This is a genomic window from Janibacter cremeus, assembly GCF_013409205.1.
Taxonomy (GTDB): Bacteria; Actinomycetota; Actinomycetes; order Actinomycetales; family Dermatophilaceae; genus Janibacter; species Janibacter cremeus.
The window spans coordinates 1,643,977-1,662,944 of the sequence record NZ_JACCAE010000001.1 but is presented as its reverse complement, the minus strand read 5'-3'; the positions used below and the strand labels follow the sequence as shown (position 1 = coordinate 1,662,944).

The window sequence follows — 18,968 nt, the reverse complement described above, 5'->3', positions numbered from 1 at the left end:
TTCGGGTCGGGGTCACCACGGACAACAGTAGTTGAAACCGAAAATATTTCCCAGGGTCGTGCTCGCTGGAGCGAAGCGTCTAGTCTCGCCACCGTGCCTCCACGTTCACCGCTCGCTGCGCGCCATGGACTCAGCGCTGCGTGGGTGCGCACGCCCGACCGGGATCCACTGCAACCAGCCCGTTGGCTGACGATGTCGGCCTGGCTGCGGGAGAAGCTCCCCGACCAGGTCGATGTGGACCGGATGCTCGCCGACACACGATTCGTCTACGACGACGGCCGTCCGGTGCTGCCCGACGACGACTACCGCCCCCACACCTTCGTGTGGTTCCACCGGGACCTGCGCGAGGAGGTCGAGGTGCCGGGTGAGCTGACGATCCTCCATCGCGACGAGCGACTCGTCGTCGTGGACAAGCCGCCCTTCCTGTCCACGATCCCGCGCGGCCGGCACGTCCGCCAGAGCGTGGTGGTCCGCCTGCGCGACGAGCTGGGCCTGCCGGAGCTCTCCCCGCTGCACCGTCTGGACCGGGTGACCTCGGGTGTGCTCATGCTGGCGACGCAGCGCCGGTGGCGGGGGCCGTACCAGGTGCTGTTCGAGCAGCAGCGGGTGCGCAAGACGTACCTGGCGCTGGCCCCCCGGCGCGATGACCTGGCCCTGCCCGTCACGGTCCGCAACCACATCCGCAAGACGCGCGGGGTGTTGCAGGCGCAGGTGGTGCCGCACGCGCAGGTCAACGCCGAGACCCTCGTCGAGGTCGAGACGTCCGTCGGTGACCTGGCGGTCTATCGGTTGACGCCGCACACCGGGCGCACCCACCAGCTACGGCTCCACCTGCACGATCTGGGCATCCCGATCGTGGGCGACCCGCTCTACCCGGACGTGCAGGAGGTCTCGATCGACGACTTCTCGTCACCGCTGCAGCTCCTGGCCAGCACGGTGGAGTTCGTCGATCCGGTCGATGCCGTCGAGCGACGGTTCGTCAGCGCCCGGCGGCTGCCGTTGCCTGCCTGAAAGGACGCCGAGGCATAGTCCTGCGCCGGGGAAAGGGGTGGTCAGCCCCGGTGCGGCGTGGCCAGGCCCTCGCGCTGGTGGACCGCCTCGTGGTGCTCGGGCGCCTCCGAGGCGTAGGTGTCGAGGACGTCCTGAGCCGCGTCCTGGACGGGGTGGTCGTGGGCGGACTCGCGCAGCGGCGTGTGCGGGATGAACCAGGTCGCGACGAAGACGACCGCGAGGACCGGCAGGCCCAGCATGAAGGCGCTGCCGAGCTGCTCGGCCAGACCCCAGCGCACGGCCTCGGCCACGGCCGGTGGCACGTTCGCCAGGGCGCTCGGGTCGAGCACGGAACCGGCGTCCATCCGGCCGGCGGCCCCCTTCGGGACCCCGGCGGGCAGGTGGCCGGCGATGCTCTGGCCCAGCCCCGTGGCCATCACGGTGCCGTAGATCGCGATGCCCACGGTCGAGCCGACGTTGCGGAAGAACTGGGTCGAGGCCGTCGCGACGCCCATGTCGGCGCGGGTGACGACGTTCTGCACGACGAGGGTGTACTGCTGCATGGCCATCCCGAGACCGATACCGATGACGACCATCGCCAGGGTCAGCTCCGTCGCGGTGGCCGTGTGGTCCAGTCGGGTGAGCAGCAGGACGCCCCCGGCCATGATCGCGATCCCGGTGAGCATGAAGGGGCGGTAGTGACCGGTCCTGGTGATGGCCAGCCCGGTGAGGATGCCGCAGGTGATGAAGCCGAGCATGAGCGGCATGAGGATCAGGCCGGAGTTGGTCGCATTCACCCCGATGACTCCCTGGGCGTAGACCGGGATGTAGATGATCGAGCCGAACATGACGATGGCGATGCCGAAGGACGCGATCAGACTCAGGGCGATCGTGCGGTTGGCGATCAGGCGCAGCGGCAGCAGCGGCTCGACCGCGCGCAGCTCGATGGCCACGAAGGCGATGGTCGAGAGCAGGCTCAGGCCGAACAGGCCCAGGGAGGTCGTCGATCCCCAGGCCCACGAGGTGCCGCCGGATGAGACCGCGATGAGCAGCGAGACCAGCGCCGTGGACAGGGTCGCGATGCCCGGGTAGTCGATGACCGCCTTGCGCGGCTCGTGCGGCAGGTGGAGGAACTTCACGATGAAGGTCAGGGCCAGCAGGCCGACGGGCAGGGTGACGAAGAACAGCCAGCGCCAGCCGAAGTGGTCGGTGATCAGCCCGCCGGCGAGCGGGCCGGCGACCGAGGTGACGCCGAAGACGGCGCCCATCAGACCCTGGTACTTGCCACGCTGCCGCGGCGGGATGATGTCGCCGATGATGGTCTGCGACAGCGGCATCAGCGTGCCCATCCCCAGGCCCTGGATCCCCCGGGCGACCACGAGCATCCAGAAGCTCTGCGCGAATCCGGCGAACACCGTGCCGGCCATGAAGACACAGATACCGGCGATGTAGAAGGCACGGCGACCGTAGAGGTCGGACAGCTTGCCGACGATCGGGACGGTGACCGCGGAGACGAGCATCGCGGCGGTCGCGACCCAGCTGTAGTGGCTCACGCCCCCGAGTTCGGCGACGATCCGCGGCAGCGCGGGGCTGACGATCGTCTGGCTGACGGAGGCGACGAGCATGCCGAGCATGAGCCCGATGAAGACCCGACGATGCTCGGCGCTCATCTTGTATGCGGCGGGGGTGGTGGGGGCGCTCATCTTCAGGCCTTTCCGGTGGCGTGGACGGAGGGCGAAGGGGATGGCCCGGCAGACCCGGCGTCGGCGGCCAGGTCCTCGCTCAGGCGGGTGAGCAGACGGTCGAGGTCGGCGAGGTCGTCGTGCGGCCAGTCGGTGAGGATCGCGCCGATCAGGTCGGTACGGGCGGTGCGCTCGTCACTCAGGGCGGTCCGGCCCGCCGGGGTCAGCCGCACCGTGGAGGCGCGTCCGTCGCTGGGGTCGGCCAGTCGCTCGATATGGCCCTGCGTCTCCAGCAGGCCCAGACGACGACTGACGGTGGAGGCGTCCTGACCCTGGGTCTGCGCGAGGTGGGAGGTGCGCATCCCCGCCTCGTGGTGGCAGTGCTCGAGTGCGGCCAGCAGGGAGTAGTCGGTGCGGGACATCGCCGTCGGGTCGAGTGTCTGACGGCGGACGATCAGACGGGAGAACTGGCCGAAGACGCGCCCCAGCGTCTCCTGGAGGGGGAGTCCGATCTCATCAATAGTTGCGTGCACCCAGCAAGTATATATCTGCGTGATGCACGCATTCAAGTCGGCGGGGGGTCGAGGTGTTCCTGCGCGTCAGGGCGCGCCCGGATACCTCGACCCGGGTGTGGGATAGGGCTCAGGCGCTCGCGAGGAGGAGGGTGGGGACCGCGAGGTCGGGATCGCGGACAGTGGTCACGCGCGTACCCGGTTTGCGTCCCTCGCGCACCGGCGACAGCTCGACGCCGGACCGGGCCAGTCGTGTCCGCGTCGTGTCGAGATCGGCCACCCGCCAGGCGACGCCCCCGAAGGTGTCCGGTCCCTGCGGGGGCGCGCTCGGCACGATGACCTCCACGACCGCGTCGCCGCAGCGGAAGAACAGCCCCCGGAAACCGTGGCCGGTCTGCCGGTCCAGCCGCAGGTCCAGCCCCAGCCGGGCACCGAAGTTCGCCGCTGCACGCTCCGGGTCGCCGGTGACCACGACGACGTGGTCCACGCGAGGCGCCGGTCCGCCCCCTTCGTCACCGGGGGTGGGGGCCAGTCGCCAGGTGGTGCCGCCGAGGTCGAAGCCGGCCGCGTCCCCGACCAACCCGCGCCTGCGGAGCAGCCGCTCGGTCTCGGGCACGTCGTCGACGCCGAGCGTGACCGTTGCCATCCCGGGTTCCCCGGCGATGACCTCGATGCTGACGCCGACCGGCCCGAGTCGCTGCCAGGCCTTCTCGGTGGCGGCGACGTCGGGCGCGGTGACGGTCAGACCGATGATCTCCATCCGGCCATCATGACCCGACCGACTGCGGTGTTCCCCACGGGCGGGCGAAGGGGGTCGCCGGCCGGCCGGTGTCGGCGAGGACGAGCTCGAGGGTGGTCGCGCCGTCGATCTGCTCGCGGATGATGTCCGCGTGGCCGGCGTGCCGGGCCAGCTCCTCGATGAGGTGACCGAAGGAGTAGCGCATCCTCGCCCGCGAGGAGTTCATCAGGCCGTACCAAGGGGCCGGGGGCACGGTCTGCTCGGCGTCGGGGTCGCAACCTCGGATCCATTCCACGAGCGCCGTGCGGCGGCGGTCGAAGAGCTCGAGGGCGCCGTCGAGGGTCTCGTCGTCGCGCAGGGCGAAGCCGTCCATGAATGCTGCGTAGGCGGCCGGGCTGATCTCCCCGCCGTCGCGGATCTCCATGCCCTGCTTCTCCTCCGGCGGAGCGATGACGTGGTTGGTGTGCTTGATGAGGCCGCCGATCGACAGCGCTGAGCGGGTCGGGGTCGCTCGCGCCTGCTCCTCGGTGAGCCCGAAGGCGCTGGCGCGCAACGCCTCCAGCTGCTGGTCGACGTACTCGGCGTAGCCGGTGGCCTCGTCGTGGCTGGTCGGTGCGTACATGGTTCTCTCCCGCTCTCTCTGGGTGGGCGAAGGGGGTGCTCCCGACGCCGTGGCACCACCGTCGCGGCAATTGCGGACACTTTGTGTCACTGATCGGAGGAGGATGGATGCATGGCAGAGACGACCGAACGCGTGCTGCGCCTCCTGGGGCTCTTCCAGGCCCGGTCGGTGTGGACCGGGCCGGAGCTGATCGAGGTGCTCGGCGTGACCACGAGGACCCTGCGCCGGGACATCGGGCGACTGCGTGACCTCGGGTACCCGGTCGAGGCGACACCGGGTGTGGGCGGTGGGTACCGCTTCGGCGCCGGTGGGCACATGCCCCCACTGCTCCTCGAGGAGGACGAGGTCGTGGCCGTGACCGTGGCGCTCCGCGTTGGGGCGCAGGGGATCTCGGCCATCGGGGAACCCGCGGTGCGGGCCCTGACCAAGCTCGACCAGGTCATGCCGCCCCGGCTGCGCGTCGAGGTGGCCGCGCTCGCCGACGCCACCGCCCTGCTGCCGGGGGCCACCGACGACGTCGACACCGGCGTGCTCGTCGTCCTGGCGCACGCCATTCGTGATCGGGTTCGGGCCCGCTTCGACTACACCGGCCGCACCGGTGAGGGCAGCGAGCGGGACGTCGAGCCCTACCGTCTCGTCGCGACCGGCCGGCGGTGGTACCTGCTCGCGTGGGACCTGCGCAGGCAGGACTGGCGCACCTTCCGTCTCGACCGGATGGCCGGGGTGCGGGCGTCGACCTTCCGCTTCACCCCGCGGGAGGCGCCGGACGCCGTCGAGCACGTGCGGCGGGCGGTGACCCGGTCCGGGTACGCCCACCGGGTGCGGGTCCGGTTGACTGCCGACGCCGCGGACGTGCGCCGTCGGGTGCCGGAGGCCTACGGCACCGCGACGTCCCTCGGCCCCGGACTGAGCGAGCTCGAGTCCTCAGCGGACGATCTGGGACTGCTCGCGCGGCACCTGACCCTCGCGGCGCACGACCTCGGTGCGCGGCTGACGGTGGTCGACCCGCCTGGGCTCGTCACGGCGATCGACGAGTTCGTGGCGGCCGTTGGCGCCACCCCCGCCCCCCACGGGGATTCGATGTAGATCCGCGCGCCCGGACGCGCGCGATCACATCGACTCGGGAGGGTTCAGCGACTCAGAGCAGCTTGCGCACCACGGGCAGGGGTAGCGCCTTCATGGCGGCACCGATGGCGACCCAGGGCTTGGCGGGGACGTAGGCCTTCGGCTTGCGGGCCTCGATCGCTTCGACCATCGAGCGCACACCCACGTCGGTGTCGACCATGAACTTCGTCTTCTGCTCGACCTTCTCGTTCATCTCGGTGCGGATGTATCCCGGGTAGAGGACCGAGACGTCGATGGCCAGCTCTGGCTTGCCGAGCATCTCCGAGCGGATGCCCTCGCCGAGCGAGGCGAGGAAGGCCTTGGTCGCGGCGTACGTCGTCATCGACTTGGGCATGCCGCGAAGCGCGGTGATCGAGGCGATGAGGACCAGGTGCCCGGCCCGCTGCTCGCGGAAGATCGCCATCGCGGCCTCCGTCTGCACCGCGGCACCCAGGACGTTCGTCTCGATCGTCTGGCGGTTGGCGTAGTGGCTGCCCTTGCCGTACGGAGCGCCCTTGCCCAGCCCCGCGTTGACGACGACGCGGTCGAGGCGGGTGAAGTCCCCCTTCGCCTGCTCGAAGACCGCGGTGACGTCCTCGTCCCGGGTGACGTCGAGGGCGTACGTCTCGACCCGACGCTGCGGGTGGGCCGCGGTGATCTCGGCCTTCAGCGCGTCGAGGCGCTCGGTCCGACGGGCGGTGAGCGCGAGGTCGTGGCCGAGCGCGGCGAACTGGCGGGCCATCTCGGCGCCGAGCCCGGAGCTGGCGCCGGTGATCAGGGTGGTGAAGGTCATGGCCAGACGGTATCGCGTGGTCGAGGCGGTCAGACGGCGCTCGCCAGGTGGTCGGACCTATTATTCACGAGAAGAACCGTGTAAATTTGTGGAACCACCATCACCCGAAAGGACCCACTTCGCCAGGAGTGCACCAGCCAGGAGGCCCACCATGACAACCACACAGCAGCAGGGACCGGAGACCACCGCCACGGACCACCGCGGTCTGGGGGTGCTGGACCACCGGGAGTGCCTGCGCCGGATCGCCTCGACGCCGATCGGACGGATCGCCTTCCACGATGCCGGGGAGACAGTCATCCTCCCGGTCAACCACGTCGTCGACGGCAGCTCCATCGCCTTCCGCGCCCGATGGGACTCGGTGCTGGCGTCCGCGGTGAACCAGACATCCGTCGCCTTCGAGGTCGACGAGTTCGACGCGCTCGAGGGCACCGGGTGGAGCGTGCTGGTCCGGGGAGTCGCGAGCACCGTCTACGACGAGGAGACCAGTCGGCGCTTCGAGGACCGGCTCGGCGACCAGTGGGGCGAGCAGCCGGAGGGGACGTTCTGGACCTCCATCCGTCCCGATGAGGTCAGCGGACGCGAGATGAAGGCCACTCGCGGGGAGTGCGGCTGCTGTTGAATCCCTTCACCCGGCGGGCGGACGACGCCCCGCACTGGCGCCACGAGGCCGCGTGCTACGGCGAGGAGCTGGACCTGTTCTTCCCGGTCGGCGTCGCGGGCCCGGCCGTGTGGCAGGTCAGCCAGGCCAAGGCGATCTGCGAGGGCTGCCCCGTGCGGGCGCAGTGCCTCCAGTACGCCCTGCGCACCGGGCAGGACCACGGCGTCTGGGGAGGCCTGACCCCGCAGGAGCGGCGCGAGTTGCGTCGAGCCGACGATGCCCGCGGGGCCTAGCCGTCCACCGCGTCACGCACGTGGCGGGAGTTGAGGTCAGCTGCGCCACCTGCGGCGAGCCCATCGGGAACCCTCGCCTGTCGTTCTTGCAAACAGTGTTGCCAAAAGGCAAAGTCGACTGCATGGAGTACCCAATCGACCGCACCCTTGACGCCGTGGGTCCGCGGCTGAAGCAACTGCGGCAGCGACGCGACGTCACCCTGAGTGACCTCGCCGAGGAGACCGGGATCTCGACCAGTACGTTGTCCAGACTCGAGGCCGGACTTCGGCGTCCCACCTTGGAGCAGCTCCTGCCGCTGGCACGCACGCACGGCGTCACTCTGGACGAGCTCGTCGACGCTCCGCCGACCGGTGACCCTCGCATCAACCTGCGCCCGATCCCCACCGGCGACGGCCGGACCGTCCTGCCGCTGACCCGCCGGCCCGGAGGTATCCAGGCCTACAAGTTCATCCTCCCCACCGGACGCGATGACGCCGAGCCCGAACTGCGCACCCACGAGGGCTACGACTGGGTCTTCGTCCTCAACGGGAGACTGAGACTGGTCCTCGGCGAGCACGACCTGATCCTCGAACCCGGTGAGGCCGCCGAGTTCGACACCCGCACCCCGCACTGGTTCGGAGCGACCAGCTCAGGGCCCGTGGAGTTCCTCAGCCTCGTCGGCAAACAGGGTGAACGCGCGCACGTGCGCGCAGCGCCCAGGCGGCACGGATCGAGTGAGGGCGTCCGCGCTGCGGCGCGGGTGCCGAGGCCGTGACGCCGTGACGGCTCTCGCACACCTCGATCACCCACCGGTGGCCCGCACGAGCAGGGCGTGGTGGATGCAGCGCACCTGCATCCGTCGGGCCGGCCCGATGACGTCCCCGTCGAGCTGGATGTGCAGGGGGGTGGCGCTCGTGACCACCAGCTCGCTCGAGGGCCGTGTGCGCAACCCGGAGACGTTGCGCTGCCAGCCCAGCGCTCCCTTCGCGGCCACACCGACCCACTGCACCGGCCAGCGCACGATCACCTCGAGCACGTCGAGCAGCCCGTCGTCGAGCAGTCCCCCGGGGACCAGCACCCCGGCGCGCACCCGGGTGCAGTTGGCGGCCAAGACGCTCCACGCGAGCACCTCGCGCTCCATCTCGTCGTCGTGGCGCACCGTCATCGGCACCGGTCGGCGCATGGCCGACACCGCGGCGGGCGCCAGATAGGCCGGCCAGCCGATGCGCTCCTTCAGCCGGGGACGGGTGGCCGCGACCGTCGCCGCGTCGTGGCCCATGCCCGCCAGGACGACGAAGGGGTGCTCCTCCACCTCGTCGTCGATGCGAGCGAGCCCGAGGTCGACCGGACGGGCGCCGGCGGTGACCGCGACCTCCGCTGCCGCGTCGACCCCGCTCGGCAGGTCGAGGTTGTGCGCCAGCAGGTTGGCGGTCCCGATCGGGATGATCCCCAGCTGAGTGCCCGTGCCGGCCAGGGCGTGCGCCACGGAGCGCACCGTGCCGTCACCGCCGGCGGCGATGACCAGCTCGGCCCCCGCCTCGACCGCGCTTGCCGCTTGGGCACGGCCGGTCTCGGCGCGGGTCGTCAGGTGCACCGCCGGGGCGGGCCATCCGGCTGCCGCCACCCTCGTGGTGACCGCGTCGAGCGCCCGCTCCCATCCCCCCTTCGCCGGGTTGATGACGAGGGCGGACCGCACTCAGTCGACCGTACGGGAGTCGTCGAAGACGATGATCGAGCCGCCGTAGTTGGCGACCCAGACGCGCTGCTCGGTCGGTTCGTAGGTGATGCCGATCGGGTGCGGGTCGGTCTTGACGGTCTGGATGACCTCGAAGTCCTCGGTGGCGACCTTGCTCATCGTGGCGTCGTTGTAGTTGACGACGTAGAGGGCGCCGCCGTCCGGGCTCATCGCCATCGAGCGGGGCTGGGTGCCGACGGCGACCTCTCGGGTGACTTCACCCGTCGCGGCGTCGACCTCGCTGACCGTGCCGCTGTTGTTGTTCGTGACGTAGAGGTGCTCGCCCTCGGGGGAGAGCACGAGGTGGCGGGGACCGTCGCCGGTGTCGGTGAAGTCGGCGTCCACCTCACCCGAGGCCAGCTCGACGGAGACGGTGCGGTCGGAGCCCATGAGCGCGACGTAGGCGGTGGAGCTGTCCGGGGAGACCTCGATCCCGCGGGGGTTGTCGCCACCGAGTGGGATGGTCGAGGTGACCTCGCCCTGCTCGACGTCGATGACGCTGAGGTCCATCGAGCACCAGTTGGACACCAACACCTGCTTGCCGTCGGGGGTGGCGGCGACGTACTTCGGCACCGCGCCCACCTCGATGACGTCGACGATCTCCAGGGACGACGTGTCGATCTTGTAGACGTAGCTGTCCGAGACGCCCTTCGGCCCTGCGCACGCGTCCTTGCCCTCGGGCAGGAAGTTCTCCCCGTACATCGAGTAGTTGCTCACCCACGCGGTCTCGCCGTCGGGAGAGAAGGCCATCTCGACCGGCGCGCCCTTGCTGGTGCCCGGATGGCCCTCGATGCCGAAGTCGGCGAGCTCGACCGAGTCGTCGATGGTTTTCTGCAGGGCCCCGTCGGCGGTGAAGACGCTGACCGTGTGCCGGTACATCATGTTCTGCGCGAAGATCTGGCCCTTGGCTGAGGCGACGACCGACTTCGGTGCCATCTCCCCGGTGAGGCGCTGGACGCGCACCAGATCGGTCTCGGCCGCGGCGGCCGACTCGCCCTGGGGTGTGGCCGGCGAGTCCTCCGGCGCAGGGGACTCGACCTCCGTTGGCTGAGTGGGTTCGGCTGCGGTGCTCGTCGACGACGCGGCCTCCGCCGACGGCTCACCCTCGGTGCCGACGACCAGGGAACCGACGAGCAGCACGAGGACGACGGCGATGGCGACGACCACCGCGAGGACGATCCGTCGGCGACGGACGTAGATCGGGTCGTTCTTGATCTTCACGGGCACCTCGTTGTGGACAGCGTCACCCCGATTCTAGGGTCGGTTGCGCCCCGGGCTGGGGGAGGCGCACCGGGGCCGTGCGGATGGGTACAGACCAAGGGAGGGGCGAAGGGGGACCTTCGGCTGATGCGTCCCGGCACCGGCGGTGATGGGATGGCTCCCATGGCGACGCAGGTCTACGAGCTCACCGTGGGCGGGCACCACCACCGGGTCGAGACGTCGGTGGGGGACGGCTGGAGCAACGAGGCCACGTGGTGGGTCGACGGCGAGCAGGTGGCCACGAAGAAGTCGACCACCGAGGACAGCCTGTACCTGTCCGCGGACAAGGGCCACGACCTCGCGGACACCGCCGGGGCCCTGAGGGTCCGGTTCACCGCCTTGAACAAGCCGGTGCGGGCGACGTGGTTCGAGGGGGGCCGGGAGAAGGCGAGCGCGGCGTCCTACATCGGCAGCGCAGGCATCGACCTCGTGCCGGAGCCGGGTTCCCCGGCCGCCCTGCGTGAGGAGAAGATGCGCGCCAATCCGCGCCTCTACGCGGCCCGCCACGTGGCCGGCGGTCTGGGCAAGGTCGTCGTGCCGATCATCGCTGCGGTCGTCATCACCTGGCTGCTGTCCCGGGTCTCCCTGCCCGACTGGGACCTCGGCCTGCCCGCGATCCCGTGGCCCGACCTGCCGTCCATCCCTTGGCCGCAGCTCCCGTGGCCCTCGATCTCCCTTCCCTCCGTCGACGTCCCGGACTGGCTGCGTCGGCTCCTGGACAAGGTGAAGTACGTGTGGCCGATCCTCCTGGGCCTCTGGCTCGCCCGGCGCGAGATGAGGCGTCGCCGGCAGCAGGACGAGCTTCGGGCCAGGATGGGGTCGGGTGGCTCGGCCGGGTCGGGGTCCGCCACCGACGGTTCAGCGACGCGGGACGTCTCGGCGGGTGAAGCCGAGGACGCCGAGCCCGAGGAGGGCCAGACCCACGACGCCCGCGACGAGTGAACCGGTGACGTCGACGTCCTCGGCGGGGACGTTGCCGACGAGCCCGAAGGGCGACCACTGCACGAGTGCCTCGGGCAGGTCGAGCCCGGGACCCATGTAGGCCAGGACGGCAGCGACGGCGAAGAGTGCCCAGACCGCCGGCTGCATCGGCGGCGCCCACCCGAAGAGCGCGACGGACACCCCGGCGAGCAGGAGCATGACCGGCAGGTAGGCGAGCGTCGCGCCCATGAGCGTGCCGATCCACGAGGCGTCGTCGAGGGAGGCGGCGGTCGAGGTGGCCAGGGCGAGGCCACCGATGCCGCCGACGATGAGTGTGCCCAGGGCGAGGACGACCAGGTGTGGGGCCGTCCAGGCGACCCGACCGCGGGCCTCGCTCAGCTGCAGCTCCAGGCGTCCGGAGGTCTCCTCCTTGCGCAGCGAGCCGAGCGACTGCAGCACGTAGCCACCGACGAGCATCGCGAGCAGGAGGACGAACATCGCGGCCATCGACTCGACGATCTGCTCACCACCGCCGGCGATGAACTCCGCCAGCTCGGGGTTGCCCGCGAAGGCGTCGATGACCGTCTGGGAGAGCGCGCCGTAGGTGCCCATGAGGATCGCGACGAGCAGCGCCCACCCGAGCGTGGTGCCCAGGTGTTCCCGCACGGCCAGACCGAAGGGGGTGCGCAGCCACGGGGTGGCCCGGTGCGGCCCGGTCCGCGCGGCGATGAGCGAGCCGCCGACGTCCCGGCGCGCGGACAGACGCAGGGCGAGGGTGAACAGCACCAGCGTCGCCACCGCACCGACGACGAAGGGGGTCACCTGCGGGTCGCCGAAGGGCGCCGCCCGGTCGTACCAGCCGTGCGGGGAGAGCCACACGACCCATGTCCCGTCCACCGACCCCGCACCGCGCACGATGTAGGAGGCCAGGGCGAGGGCCAGCCCGACTCCCCAGACCGAGCGCATGTGGCCGAAGGCCTGCGCCAGCACCGCCGTGATCCCGACGAAGACCGCGCCGAGCAGGACGAGGTCCAGCCCGTAGACGAGGGAGCCGGTCGTGTCCGCGCCGGCCACGATGAAGGTCAGTGCCGTGAGGGCGCCGAGGGCGGTCAGGGCCGCGAGGGCGAGCAGTACCGTCGCGACGAGTGGGGCCTGCCGACCCATCCGCGATGCGAGGAGGAGCTCGAGGCGGCCGGCCTCCTCCTCCCTTCGCGTCCCACGGCCGGTGAGGGAGATCGCCAGGACCGGGATGGCGAAGCCGACGACGAAGCCGAGCTCGTTCATCATGACCCCGCCGAGCGTCTGGAGCCCGGCGACGTCGCCGTTGAGCATCCGGATCGCGGGGGTGTCGGAGGAGTCGGCGTAGGTCGCCAGCTTCGCCGGGGTCTCGTAGAGGCTGGTGATCGACGCGGCCGTGATCGCCACGAGGGCGACGAGCCCGAGCACCCATGCGGCGAGCGCCTTCCAGCCCGTGCGCCACTGGACGCCCAGGTTGATGCCGACACCGGAGGCGTGGACCGCGGTGCTCATCGGATCGCCTCCTGCCGGGTGTCCGCGCCCTCCGCAGGAGTGTCCCGGTACTGCTCGAGGAAGAGGTCGTCGAGGCTCGGCGGGGTGATCGTCAGCGTGTGCACGCCGGCGGCGTGGACACGGCCGACCACCTCGGCGATGTCCGTGGCGTCGACGTGGCAGCGGACCTCCGGCCGGCCCTCGGTGGCGCTCGTCTCGAGAGCACTGACGCCGGGGACGGACTCGAGATCGACCTCCCGGTCGGTGACGGCGTGGACCTGGCTGCTGGTGCTGCGGCGCAGGTCGGTCAGCGTCCCCGTGGTGACCGTCCGGCCGGCCCGGATGATGCTCACCCGGTCGGCCAGCGCCTCGACCTCGCCGAGGATGTGGCTGGAGAGCAGCACGGTCGTGCCTTCGGCGACTCGCTCGCGGACGGTCTCCTGGAAGACCTGCTCCATCAGTGGGTCGAGGCCGGAGGTGGGCTCATCGAGGAGGAGCAGGTCGACGTCGGCGGCGAGGGCGGCGATGAGCGAGACCTTCTGCTTGTTCCCGGTGGAGTAGTCGCGGGTCCGCTTCTTCGTGTCGAGGTCGAAGCGCTCGACGAGCTGCTCCCGACGAGCCTCGTCGATGCCGCCGTGTGCCCGGCCGAGGACGTCGATGCACTGCCCGCCGGTCAGGCCGGGCCACAACGTGACCCCGGCCGGGACGTAGGCGAGGCGGCGGTGCAGCTCGACCGCGTCGTGCCACGGGTCGCCACCCAGGACGCTGACATCGCCGCTGTCCGCGCGGGTCAGCCCGAGCAGGACCCGGATGGTCGTCGACTTGCCGGCGCCGTTGGGCCCGAGGAAGCCGTGCACCTCTCCCTTCGCCACGTCGAGGTCGAGCCCGTCGAGGGCATGGGTGCTGCCGTACCTCTTGTGCAGGTCGCGGGTGTCGATGACAGGTGTGTCGCTCATGGTCACTCCTTCGACGAAGGGGGTCGGGACCCGATCGCGGGGTCTAACGGTGTATCGGTCGCGGGGAATATCGCGCCATAGAAGCGCATCGCCTCCTCGCCCCAGCGGGCGAGTCCCTCCCCGTGGAGCGGGTCGTAGCCCAGGACCTGCCGCCAGTGGTCGGCGAGGAAGAGGGTGCCCAGATCGGCGGACATCGCCATGGCCGCACGGGTCTCCGGGTCAGGTCCGGCCAGGAGCGTGCCGGCGGCGTCCCACTCCCGGAAGATCTCGACGGTACGGCGGTGCCACGCGGTGAGCAGCTCGGTGGCGAGCGGGTCGCCGGTCATCATCAGCCGGCGCAGGTAGGGGATGACGGGGGAGTTCTCGGGCAGGCCCTGCTGGAGCATGTCGCCGATCGAGGACCAGGCGCCGGCCTGCGCGTCCCCGGTGTCGGTCGAGAGGTCGAAGAGGTCGTCCATCCAGGTGCGCAGGTGGTCGACGACCGCCTCGCGCAGTCCCGCCTTGGACCCGAAGTGGTGGACGACGAGCGCCGCCGAGACATCGGCGCGCTCGGCGACCTGGCGCATCGTCACCGCGTCCTCACCCCGCTCGGCGAAGAGCTCGAGCGCTGCGTCCCGTACCCGGGCTCGCGCAGTGCGATCGTCGACTGAACTCATGTTCAGCATACTAAACGTCGGTTCAGTCGATGGTCAAGGGATACGAACTACTGCAGGCAGCAGTACGTATCGTCGGCAGTGCCTCGAACTACTGCACGCGATACCAGGTACTGCCTGCAGTAGTTCGTATGCGGGGGCGTCCTACGCTGGCGGCATGGCGAACGTGAGCGGGCTGGTCCTCGCGGCGGGGGCGGGGCGACGGATGGGGGCGCCCAAGGCACTGATGACCGACCCCGACGGCACGTCCTGGCTGGCGCGGTCCCTGGGCGTGCTCCGCAACGGCGGCTGCGATGACGTGACCGTCGTTCTCGGCGCATGCGGTGGCCGCGGGGCCGAGCTCGTGCCCGGAGTGCCTCACCTGATCTTCCCCGGCTGGGACGAGGGGATCGGCGCCTCGCTCGCCCATGGCCTGCGCCACCTGGGCGCCCGACCCGACGTCGATGCCGTGCTCGTCCACCTGGTCGACCTTCCTGACGTCACGGCGGACATCCCCCGTCGTCTCCTGGCGAAGGGGGCCGGGCCCGCCACCCTGTCCCGCGCGGTCTACGACGGCGTCCCCGGTCATCCCGCGCTCATCGGTCGCGATCACTGGGCGCCCTTGGTCGCGCAGCTCGCCGGCGACCGCGGCGCCAACGCCTACCTGCGTCGCCACGGAGCCCAGGAGGTCGAGTGCTCCGACCTGGCGTCCGGTCTCGACGTCGACTTCCCCGAGGCCGAGGGTGGACGTACGAGGTAGACAGGGGGCATGGACCCCCACGCCGCAGGTCGCATCGCCCGCTCCCTGGAGACCCTCCATGCCTTCGGCTACTTCGCCCCCGAGGTGCAGGAGGAGCTCACGCAGGTCGGCCTGACGAAGGGCAGACAGTGCTACTTCGCCTCCCGCTCGGCTCCGTTGGGTGCCGCCTCGCCGGGAACCGTGGCCGCGACGTTCTTCGTCTTCAACCCCTCACTCGTCGCGCACCACGTGGCCGGTGTCTGGGAGCTGGCCTCGCCACAGGAGGTCACGGCGGCCCGCTACCGCGGCATCTCCCGGGCATGGCAGCGCCTCCTGCCCGACCTCGACCCGGACGACGTCGCCGAGGCGGCCGAGCTGGCCCGCGCTGCGGCACAGGCCTGCTCGGTGGCCGGTCGACCGCTCTCGGCCGCCCACGCGGACCTGCCGTGGCCGAAGGAGGCGCACCTCGTGCTCTTCCACGCCCTGACGATCCTGCGTGAGCACCGCGGGGACGGACACATCGCGGCCCTGCTGGGCGAGGGACTCTCCGCCCTCGAGGCCCTGGTGACGCACACCGCCACGGGCCGCGGCTTCACCGTGACGGCCGCGCAGAAGACCCGCGGATGGAGCGAGGAGGAGTGGCAGGCCACTCGGGCCGCACTCGTCGAGCGGCGCCTGATGACTCCGCAGGGCGGACTCACCGACGAGGGCCACTCCCTTCGTCGGCGGGTGGAGGCGGCCACCGATCGGATGGCCGCGCAGCCGTGGGGCTCGCTCGGCGAGGAGGGCGCCACCCGACTGGCGGAGCTGGGCCGGCCCTGGGCGCGTCAGGCCCGGGACAACGGCGCCTTCCCGCAGGGGGTGTTCGCCTGACGGGTGATCGGGCGGGCGTAGCGTCGAGCCCCATGACCGTCACGCAGGGGAACGACTTCCCCGACAACCCGTGGCCGGCGCTGTGGGCGCTGGTCATCGGCTTCTTCATGATCCTCGTCGACGTGTCGATCGTCTCGATCGCGACGCCGGCACTGATGGAGTCCTTCGACGCGGGGATCGAGCCGGTCCTGTGGGTGACGAGCGCCTACCTGCTGGCCTACGCGGTGCCGCTGCTGATCACCGGACGCTTCGGGGATCGCTACGGCCCCAAGCGGATCTATCTCGTCGGCCTGACGATCTTCACCCTCGCCTCGCTCGCCTGCGGCTTCAGCCCGACGATCCACTGGCTCGTCGCCGCCCGTGTCGTGCAGGGCCTGGGCGCATCGCTGATGACCCCGCAGACGATGGCCGTGATCACCCGGACCTTCCCACCTCAGCGGAGGGGGTCGGCCATGGCCCTGTGGGGTGCCACCGCGGGCGTCGCCTTCCTCGTGGGGCCGTTGCTCGGCGGGCTGCTCCTGGACGCCTTCGGCTGGGAGTGGATCTTCTTCATCAACGTCCCCGTCGGCCTCATCGGCATGGTCATGGCGGTGCGGCTCGTGCCGTCGCTGCGCACCCACGCGCACGCGATGGACTGGGTCGGGGTCGTGCTCTCCGCGGTCGGTCTCTTCCTGGTGATCTTCGGCCTGCAGGAGGGCGAGGGCCACGACTGGGGACGGATCGTCGGACCGGTCACCGTGCCGATGCTGATCGCTGCCGGGCTCCTCGTGCTCGTCGCCTTCATCGCGTGGCAGGCGCGCGGGCCGAAGGAACCGCTCGTGCCGCTCGGCCTCTTCCGGGACCGCAACTTCTCGCTGGCCAACGTCGCCATCACGATGATGAGCCTGGCCGTCACCGCGATGATGTTCCCGCTGCTCGTGTGGCTGCAGACGGTGCGTGGCTTCTCGCCCACCGGGGCGGCGTTCATCATCGCCCCGCAGGGCATCGCCGCCGTCCTGCTGGCGCGCTGGGTCGGACACCTCGTCGACCGGATCCACCCGCGGGTTCTGCCCACCATCGGGCTCGGCGGGTTCGCGGTCACCCTCTTCGTGCTCGCCGCACTGATGACTCCGCACTCTCCGCTGTGGGCGGTCCTCGTCACAGTGACCTTCATCGGGATCACCGGCGCATTCGTCTGGGGCCCGCTCGCCACGACCGCCAACCGCAACCTGCCGTTGCACCAGGCCGGCGCCGGATCAGGGGTCTACAACGCCACCCGTCAGGTGGGTGCCGTCATCGGCTCGGCGGCCATCGCGGCCATGATGTCCGCCCGGATCGCCGCGCACATGGGGACGGGTGCCGCGCAGCAGTTCGCCGGCGGAGCGGAGGGCATGGTCGCGAAGGGGGCGGCAGAGTTGCCGCCACAGGTCGCCGAGTCCCTGTCGGCTGCCTTCGCCGAGTCGATGCTGCTTCCGGCGGGGGTGCTGGTGGTCGGGGCCCTGTCCGCGATCGGGCTCGAACAGATGCGGCACTCCCGCCCGGGCCGCCGGGGGTGACGTCCGGGCGGCAGCGGGCTAAACGGCCTTGTGCTTGCGCAGGCTGTCCGTGACGTGCCCCAGGAAGTCGGCAGCCCGAGCCTGTGGCGCCGGTGTCGCCAGACTCACTCCGATGAAGAGCGCGAGCGAGAGGAGCAGACCCCACACACCGCTGCCCTGACCCAGCAACCGGGTGGAGGTCAGCTCGAGGACGAGCACGACTCCACCGGCCACGACGGTGGCGCAGATGACGCCCGGAGCGGTTCCCCGCTTCCAGAAGAAGGCGCCGACGATGGGTGGAACCAGGACCAGCAGGCCTGCGGACGCGGAGACGGACAGCACTGCGATCAGGTTGATCTCGAGCTGGGCGAACCCGAAGGCCAGCAGGGCGATGATCGGCAGGATGAACTTGCCCACGACGAGCTGCTGACGTTCCGTGGAGTCGGCCTTGACGACCCGGTAGACGTCACGCGTGACCATCGAGGAAAGGGTGAGCATGATCGAGTCGATGGTGGAGACGGCTGCCGCGATGATGCCGATCATCACGATGACACCCAAGACCGTGGGGACCAGATCGGAGGCGAGCAGCATCGGGGTCGCCAGGTCGCCCGTGGCCAGGTCGGGGAAGCGCTGCAGTGCCGCAAAGCCCCAGACGACCGACACCAGGGTGTAGATGAAGCCGAACACCATGAATCCCAGGAGCATCGTTCGCAGGTCGCGCATCGAACGCGGTGTGTAGAGACGCTGGCTCACCTGGGGGTTGGAGATGCTGAAGAAGATCCAGGGGAGGGTCAGGCCGAGGAAGACGCTGAAGGTGAAGAACCCGTTGCCCGGGACGGAGAGCGCCCCGCTGTGGTCGGTGCTGAGCGAGCTGAAGAAGTCGCCGGCGCCGCCGAGTCGGTAGATGACGAAGACGACGACCAGGGTGGCGCTGATGATCATCATGATCGCCTGCAGGGAGTCGGTCCAGGCGACCGAACGCAGCCCGGCGACCAGCGAGAACACGATGGCCATCACGGTGGCCAGGATCGTGCCCGCCGTGAAGCTGACTGCGCCGTCACTCATGCCACTGACCAGGTAGCCGACACCTGCCAGCTGCACCGCGGCGTACGGGATCAGGAACACACAGCTGGTCAGCGCGGTGACCACGGCGACGGGCCGGCTGTCGTACCGGTGCCCGAGCATCTCCGAGGGGGTGACGTACCCGTACTTCTGCCCCACCAGCCAAAATCGTGGGCCGAAGACCACGACGAGGGTCACGCCGCACAGGTAGATCAGCTCGAACCCGAGAGCGCCCACTCCGCCCGAGTAGGTCAGCCCCGCGAGTCCGACGAGCATGAAGGCGCTGTACGTCGTGGCGCTGTAGCTCATCGCCGAGACGAAGCCACCCATCCGACGGTTTCCGAGAAAGTAGTCGGACATGCTCTTCGAGGTGCCCTCTCTGGAGAGGAAGGCGGTGACGAGTGCGATCGCGACGTAGATCGCGATACCGATCCAGATCCAGCTGGCCTCCATC

20 protein-coding genes are annotated in these 18,968 nt (G+C 70.4%); 9 read left to right on the top strand and 11 right to left on the bottom strand.

Going from position 1 to position 18,968, the window contains the following annotated elements; translation table 11 throughout:
• Window positions 1-93 precede the first annotated feature (93 nt).
• Window positions 94-1,011, top strand: a complete 918-nt coding sequence (locus BJY20_RS07860; protein WP_185991022.1) for a pseudouridine synthase — start codon at window positions 94-96, stop codon at window positions 1,009-1,011.
• 41 nt (window positions 1,012-1,052) lie between these two features.
• Here the strand turns inward: BJY20_RS07860 and BJY20_RS07855 are convergent, their stop codons facing one another.
• The 4 genes from BJY20_RS07855 to BJY20_RS07840 all read right to left on the bottom strand — a co-directional run bounded on the left by BJY20_RS07855 (window position 1,053) and on the right by BJY20_RS07840 (window position 4,545).
• On the bottom strand, window positions 1,053-2,693 hold the full coding sequence (locus BJY20_RS07855) for an MDR family MFS transporter (RefSeq protein WP_185991021.1): 1,641 nt from the start codon (window positions 2,691-2,693) through the stop codon (window positions 1,053-1,055).
• Window positions 2,694-2,695: 2 nt separating this feature from the next.
• Window positions 2,696-3,205 carry a MarR family transcriptional regulator gene (locus tag BJY20_RS07850; protein ID WP_185991020.1) on the bottom strand — a complete coding sequence of 170 codons (510 nt, stop codon included), beginning with the start codon at window positions 3,203-3,205 and terminating at the stop codon, window positions 2,696-2,698.
• Window positions 3,206-3,314: 109 nt separating this feature from the next.
• A complete protein-coding gene (locus BJY20_RS07845) occupies window positions 3,315-3,944 on the bottom strand; it encodes a VOC family protein (protein ID WP_185991019.1) in 630 nt (209 codons plus the stop codon).
• A gap of 7 nt (window positions 3,945-3,951) precedes the next feature.
• Window positions 3,952-4,545 (bottom strand): DinB family protein, encoded by a 594-nt coding sequence (locus BJY20_RS07840; RefSeq protein WP_185991018.1) that lies wholly within the window; start codon window positions 4,543-4,545, stop codon window positions 3,952-3,954.
• 111 nt (window positions 4,546-4,656) lie between these two features.
• Here BJY20_RS07840 and BJY20_RS07835 point away from each other — a divergent pair, with 111 nt between their 5' ends.
• Window positions 4,657-5,631 carry a helix-turn-helix transcriptional regulator gene (locus BJY20_RS07835; protein WP_185991017.1) on the top strand — a complete coding sequence of 325 codons (975 nt, stop codon included), beginning with the start codon at window positions 4,657-4,659 and terminating at the stop codon, window positions 5,629-5,631.
• A 52-nt stretch (window positions 5,632-5,683) separates the two neighbouring features.
• Here BJY20_RS07835 and BJY20_RS07830 read toward each other — a convergent pair whose 3' ends face one another.
• Window positions 5,684-6,442 (bottom strand): SDR family oxidoreductase, encoded by a 759-nt coding sequence (locus BJY20_RS07830; RefSeq protein WP_185991016.1) that lies wholly within the window; start codon window positions 6,440-6,442, stop codon window positions 5,684-5,686.
• A gap of 151 nt (window positions 6,443-6,593) precedes the next feature.
• Here BJY20_RS07830 and BJY20_RS07825 point away from each other — a divergent pair, with 151 nt between their 5' ends.
• The 3 genes from BJY20_RS07825 to BJY20_RS07815 all read left to right on the top strand — a co-directional run bounded on the left by BJY20_RS07825 (window position 6,594) and on the right by BJY20_RS07815 (window position 8,088).
• Window positions 6,594-7,061: a pyridoxamine 5'-phosphate oxidase family protein gene (locus tag BJY20_RS07825; RefSeq protein ID WP_221935274.1), complete on the top strand. Its 468-nt coding sequence runs from the start codon at window positions 6,594-6,596 to the stop codon at window positions 7,059-7,061.
• Window positions 7,058-7,333: a WhiB family transcriptional regulator gene (locus BJY20_RS07820; RefSeq protein ID WP_185991014.1), complete on the top strand. Its 276-nt coding sequence runs from the start codon at window positions 7,058-7,060 to the stop codon at window positions 7,331-7,333. Before BJY20_RS07825 ends, BJY20_RS07820 begins: the two co-directional genes overlap by 4 nt.
• 122 nt (window positions 7,334-7,455) lie before the next feature.
• Window positions 7,456-8,088, top strand: a complete 633-nt coding sequence (locus tag BJY20_RS07815; protein ID WP_185991013.1) for a helix-turn-helix domain-containing protein — start codon at window positions 7,456-7,458, stop codon at window positions 8,086-8,088.
• Between the two features lie 27 nt (window positions 8,089-8,115).
• On the opposite strand, the gene BJY20_RS07810 is transcribed toward BJY20_RS07815, so the two are convergent.
• Both BJY20_RS07810 and BJY20_RS16445 read right to left on the bottom strand, forming a co-directional pair.
• Entirely contained in the window at window positions 8,116-9,009 is an 894-nt protein-coding gene (locus BJY20_RS07810; RefSeq protein WP_185991012.1) for a diacylglycerol kinase family protein, read from the bottom strand.
• Window positions 9,010-10,269 carry a beta-propeller fold lactonase family protein gene (locus BJY20_RS16445; protein WP_185991011.1) on the bottom strand — a complete coding sequence of 420 codons (1,260 nt, stop codon included), beginning with the start codon at window positions 10,267-10,269 and terminating at the stop codon, window positions 9,010-9,012.
• Between the two features lie 126 nt (window positions 10,270-10,395).
• Here BJY20_RS16445 and BJY20_RS07800 point away from each other — a divergent pair, with 126 nt between their 5' ends.
• Entirely contained in the window at window positions 10,396-11,250 is an 855-nt protein-coding gene (locus BJY20_RS07800) for a hypothetical protein (RefSeq protein ID WP_185991010.1), read from the top strand.
• Here the strand turns inward: BJY20_RS07800 and BJY20_RS07795 are convergent.
• The 3 genes from BJY20_RS07795 to BJY20_RS07785 are packed head-to-tail and all read right to left on the bottom strand — an operon-like array spanning window position 11,167 to window position 14,350.
• On the bottom strand, window positions 11,167-12,759 hold the full coding sequence (locus BJY20_RS07795; RefSeq protein ID WP_185991009.1) for an ABC transporter permease: 1,593 nt from the start codon (window positions 12,757-12,759) through the stop codon (window positions 11,167-11,169). The genes BJY20_RS07800 and BJY20_RS07795 overlap by 84 nt on opposite strands.
• Window positions 12,756-13,694: an ABC transporter ATP-binding protein gene (locus BJY20_RS07790; RefSeq protein ID WP_185991008.1), complete on the bottom strand. Its 939-nt coding sequence runs from the start codon at window positions 13,692-13,694 to the stop codon at window positions 12,756-12,758. The genes BJY20_RS07795 and BJY20_RS07790 overlap by 4 nt, the downstream gene beginning before the upstream one ends.
• 2 nt (window positions 13,695-13,696) lie before the next feature.
• Complete coding sequence (locus tag BJY20_RS07785) at window positions 13,697-14,350, bottom strand: TetR/AcrR family transcriptional regulator (RefSeq protein WP_185991007.1); 654 nt, start codon at window positions 14,348-14,350, stop codon at window positions 13,697-13,699.
• Between the two features lie 154 nt (window positions 14,351-14,504).
• On the opposite strand from BJY20_RS07785, the gene BJY20_RS07780 reads away from it, so the two are divergent.
• The 3 genes from BJY20_RS07780 to BJY20_RS07770 are packed head-to-tail and all read left to right on the top strand — an operon-like array spanning window position 14,505 to window position 17,473.
• Window positions 14,505-15,086: a nucleotidyltransferase family protein gene (locus BJY20_RS07780; protein WP_185991006.1), complete on the top strand. Its 582-nt coding sequence runs from the start codon at window positions 14,505-14,507 to the stop codon at window positions 15,084-15,086.
• Window positions 15,087-15,095: 9 nt separating this feature from the next.
• Window positions 15,096-15,938, top strand: a complete 843-nt coding sequence (locus tag BJY20_RS07775) for an SCO6745 family protein (RefSeq protein ID WP_185991005.1) — start codon at window positions 15,096-15,098, stop codon at window positions 15,936-15,938.
• Window positions 15,939-15,970: 32 nt separating this feature from the next.
• Window positions 15,971-17,473: a DHA2 family efflux MFS transporter permease subunit gene (locus tag BJY20_RS07770; RefSeq protein ID WP_185991004.1), complete on the top strand. Its 1,503-nt coding sequence runs from the start codon at window positions 15,971-15,973 to the stop codon at window positions 17,471-17,473.
• An 18-nt stretch (window positions 17,474-17,491) separates the two neighbouring features.
• Here the strand turns inward: BJY20_RS07770 and BJY20_RS07765 are convergent, their stop codons facing one another.
• Entirely contained in the window at window positions 17,492-18,967 is a 1,476-nt protein-coding gene (locus BJY20_RS07765; protein ID WP_185991003.1) for a sodium:solute symporter family protein, read from the bottom strand.
• Between the last annotated feature and the right edge of the window lies 1 nt (window position 18,968).

Excerpts from the sequence above, each read along its gene's own strand:
- BJY20_RS07855 (WP_185991021.1), bottom strand. The coding sequence starts at position 2,693 with ATGAGCGCCCCCACCACCCCCGCCGCATACAAGATGAGCGCCGAGCAT.
- BJY20_RS07845 (WP_185991019.1), bottom strand. The coding sequence starts at position 3,944 with ATGGAGATCATCGGTCTGACCGTCACCGCGCCCGACGTCGCCGCCACC.
- BJY20_RS07840 (WP_185991018.1), bottom strand. The coding sequence starts at position 4,545 with ATGTACGCACCGACCAGCCACGACGAGGCCACCGGCTACGCCGAGTAC.
- BJY20_RS07835 (WP_185991017.1), top strand. The coding sequence starts at position 4,657 with ATGGCAGAGACGACCGAACGCGTGCTGCGCCTCCTGGGGCTCTTCCAG.
- BJY20_RS07830 (WP_185991016.1), bottom strand. The coding sequence starts at position 6,442 with ATGACCTTCACCACCCTGATCACCGGCGCCAGCTCCGGGCTCGGCGCC.
- BJY20_RS07825 (WP_221935274.1), top strand. The coding sequence starts at position 6,594 with ATGACAACCACACAGCAGCAGGGACCGGAGACCACCGCCACGGACCAC.
- BJY20_RS07815 (WP_185991013.1), top strand. The coding sequence starts at position 7,456 with ATGGAGTACCCAATCGACCGCACCCTTGACGCCGTGGGTCCGCGGCTG.
- BJY20_RS07800 (WP_185991010.1), top strand. The coding sequence starts at position 10,396 with ATGCGTCCCGGCACCGGCGGTGATGGGATGGCTCCCATGGCGACGCAG.
- BJY20_RS07795 (WP_185991009.1), bottom strand. The coding sequence starts at position 12,759 with ATGAGCACCGCGGTCCACGCCTCCGGTGTCGGCATCAACCTGGGCGTC.
- BJY20_RS07790 (WP_185991008.1), bottom strand. The coding sequence starts at position 13,694 with ATGAGCGACACACCTGTCATCGACACCCGCGACCTGCACAAGAGGTAC.
- BJY20_RS07785 (WP_185991007.1), bottom strand. The coding sequence starts at position 14,350 with ATGAGTTCAGTCGACGATCGCACTGCGCGAGCCCGGGTACGGGACGCA.
- BJY20_RS07780 (WP_185991006.1), top strand. The coding sequence starts at position 14,505 with ATGGCGAACGTGAGCGGGCTGGTCCTCGCGGCGGGGGCGGGGCGACGG.
- BJY20_RS07775 (WP_185991005.1), top strand. The coding sequence starts at position 15,096 with ATGGACCCCCACGCCGCAGGTCGCATCGCCCGCTCCCTGGAGACCCTC.
- BJY20_RS07770 (WP_185991004.1), top strand. The coding sequence starts at position 15,971 with ATGACCGTCACGCAGGGGAACGACTTCCCCGACAACCCGTGGCCGGCG.
- BJY20_RS07765 (WP_185991003.1), bottom strand. The coding sequence starts at position 18,967 with ATGGAGGCCAGCTGGATCTGGATCGGTATCGCGATCTACGTCGCGATC.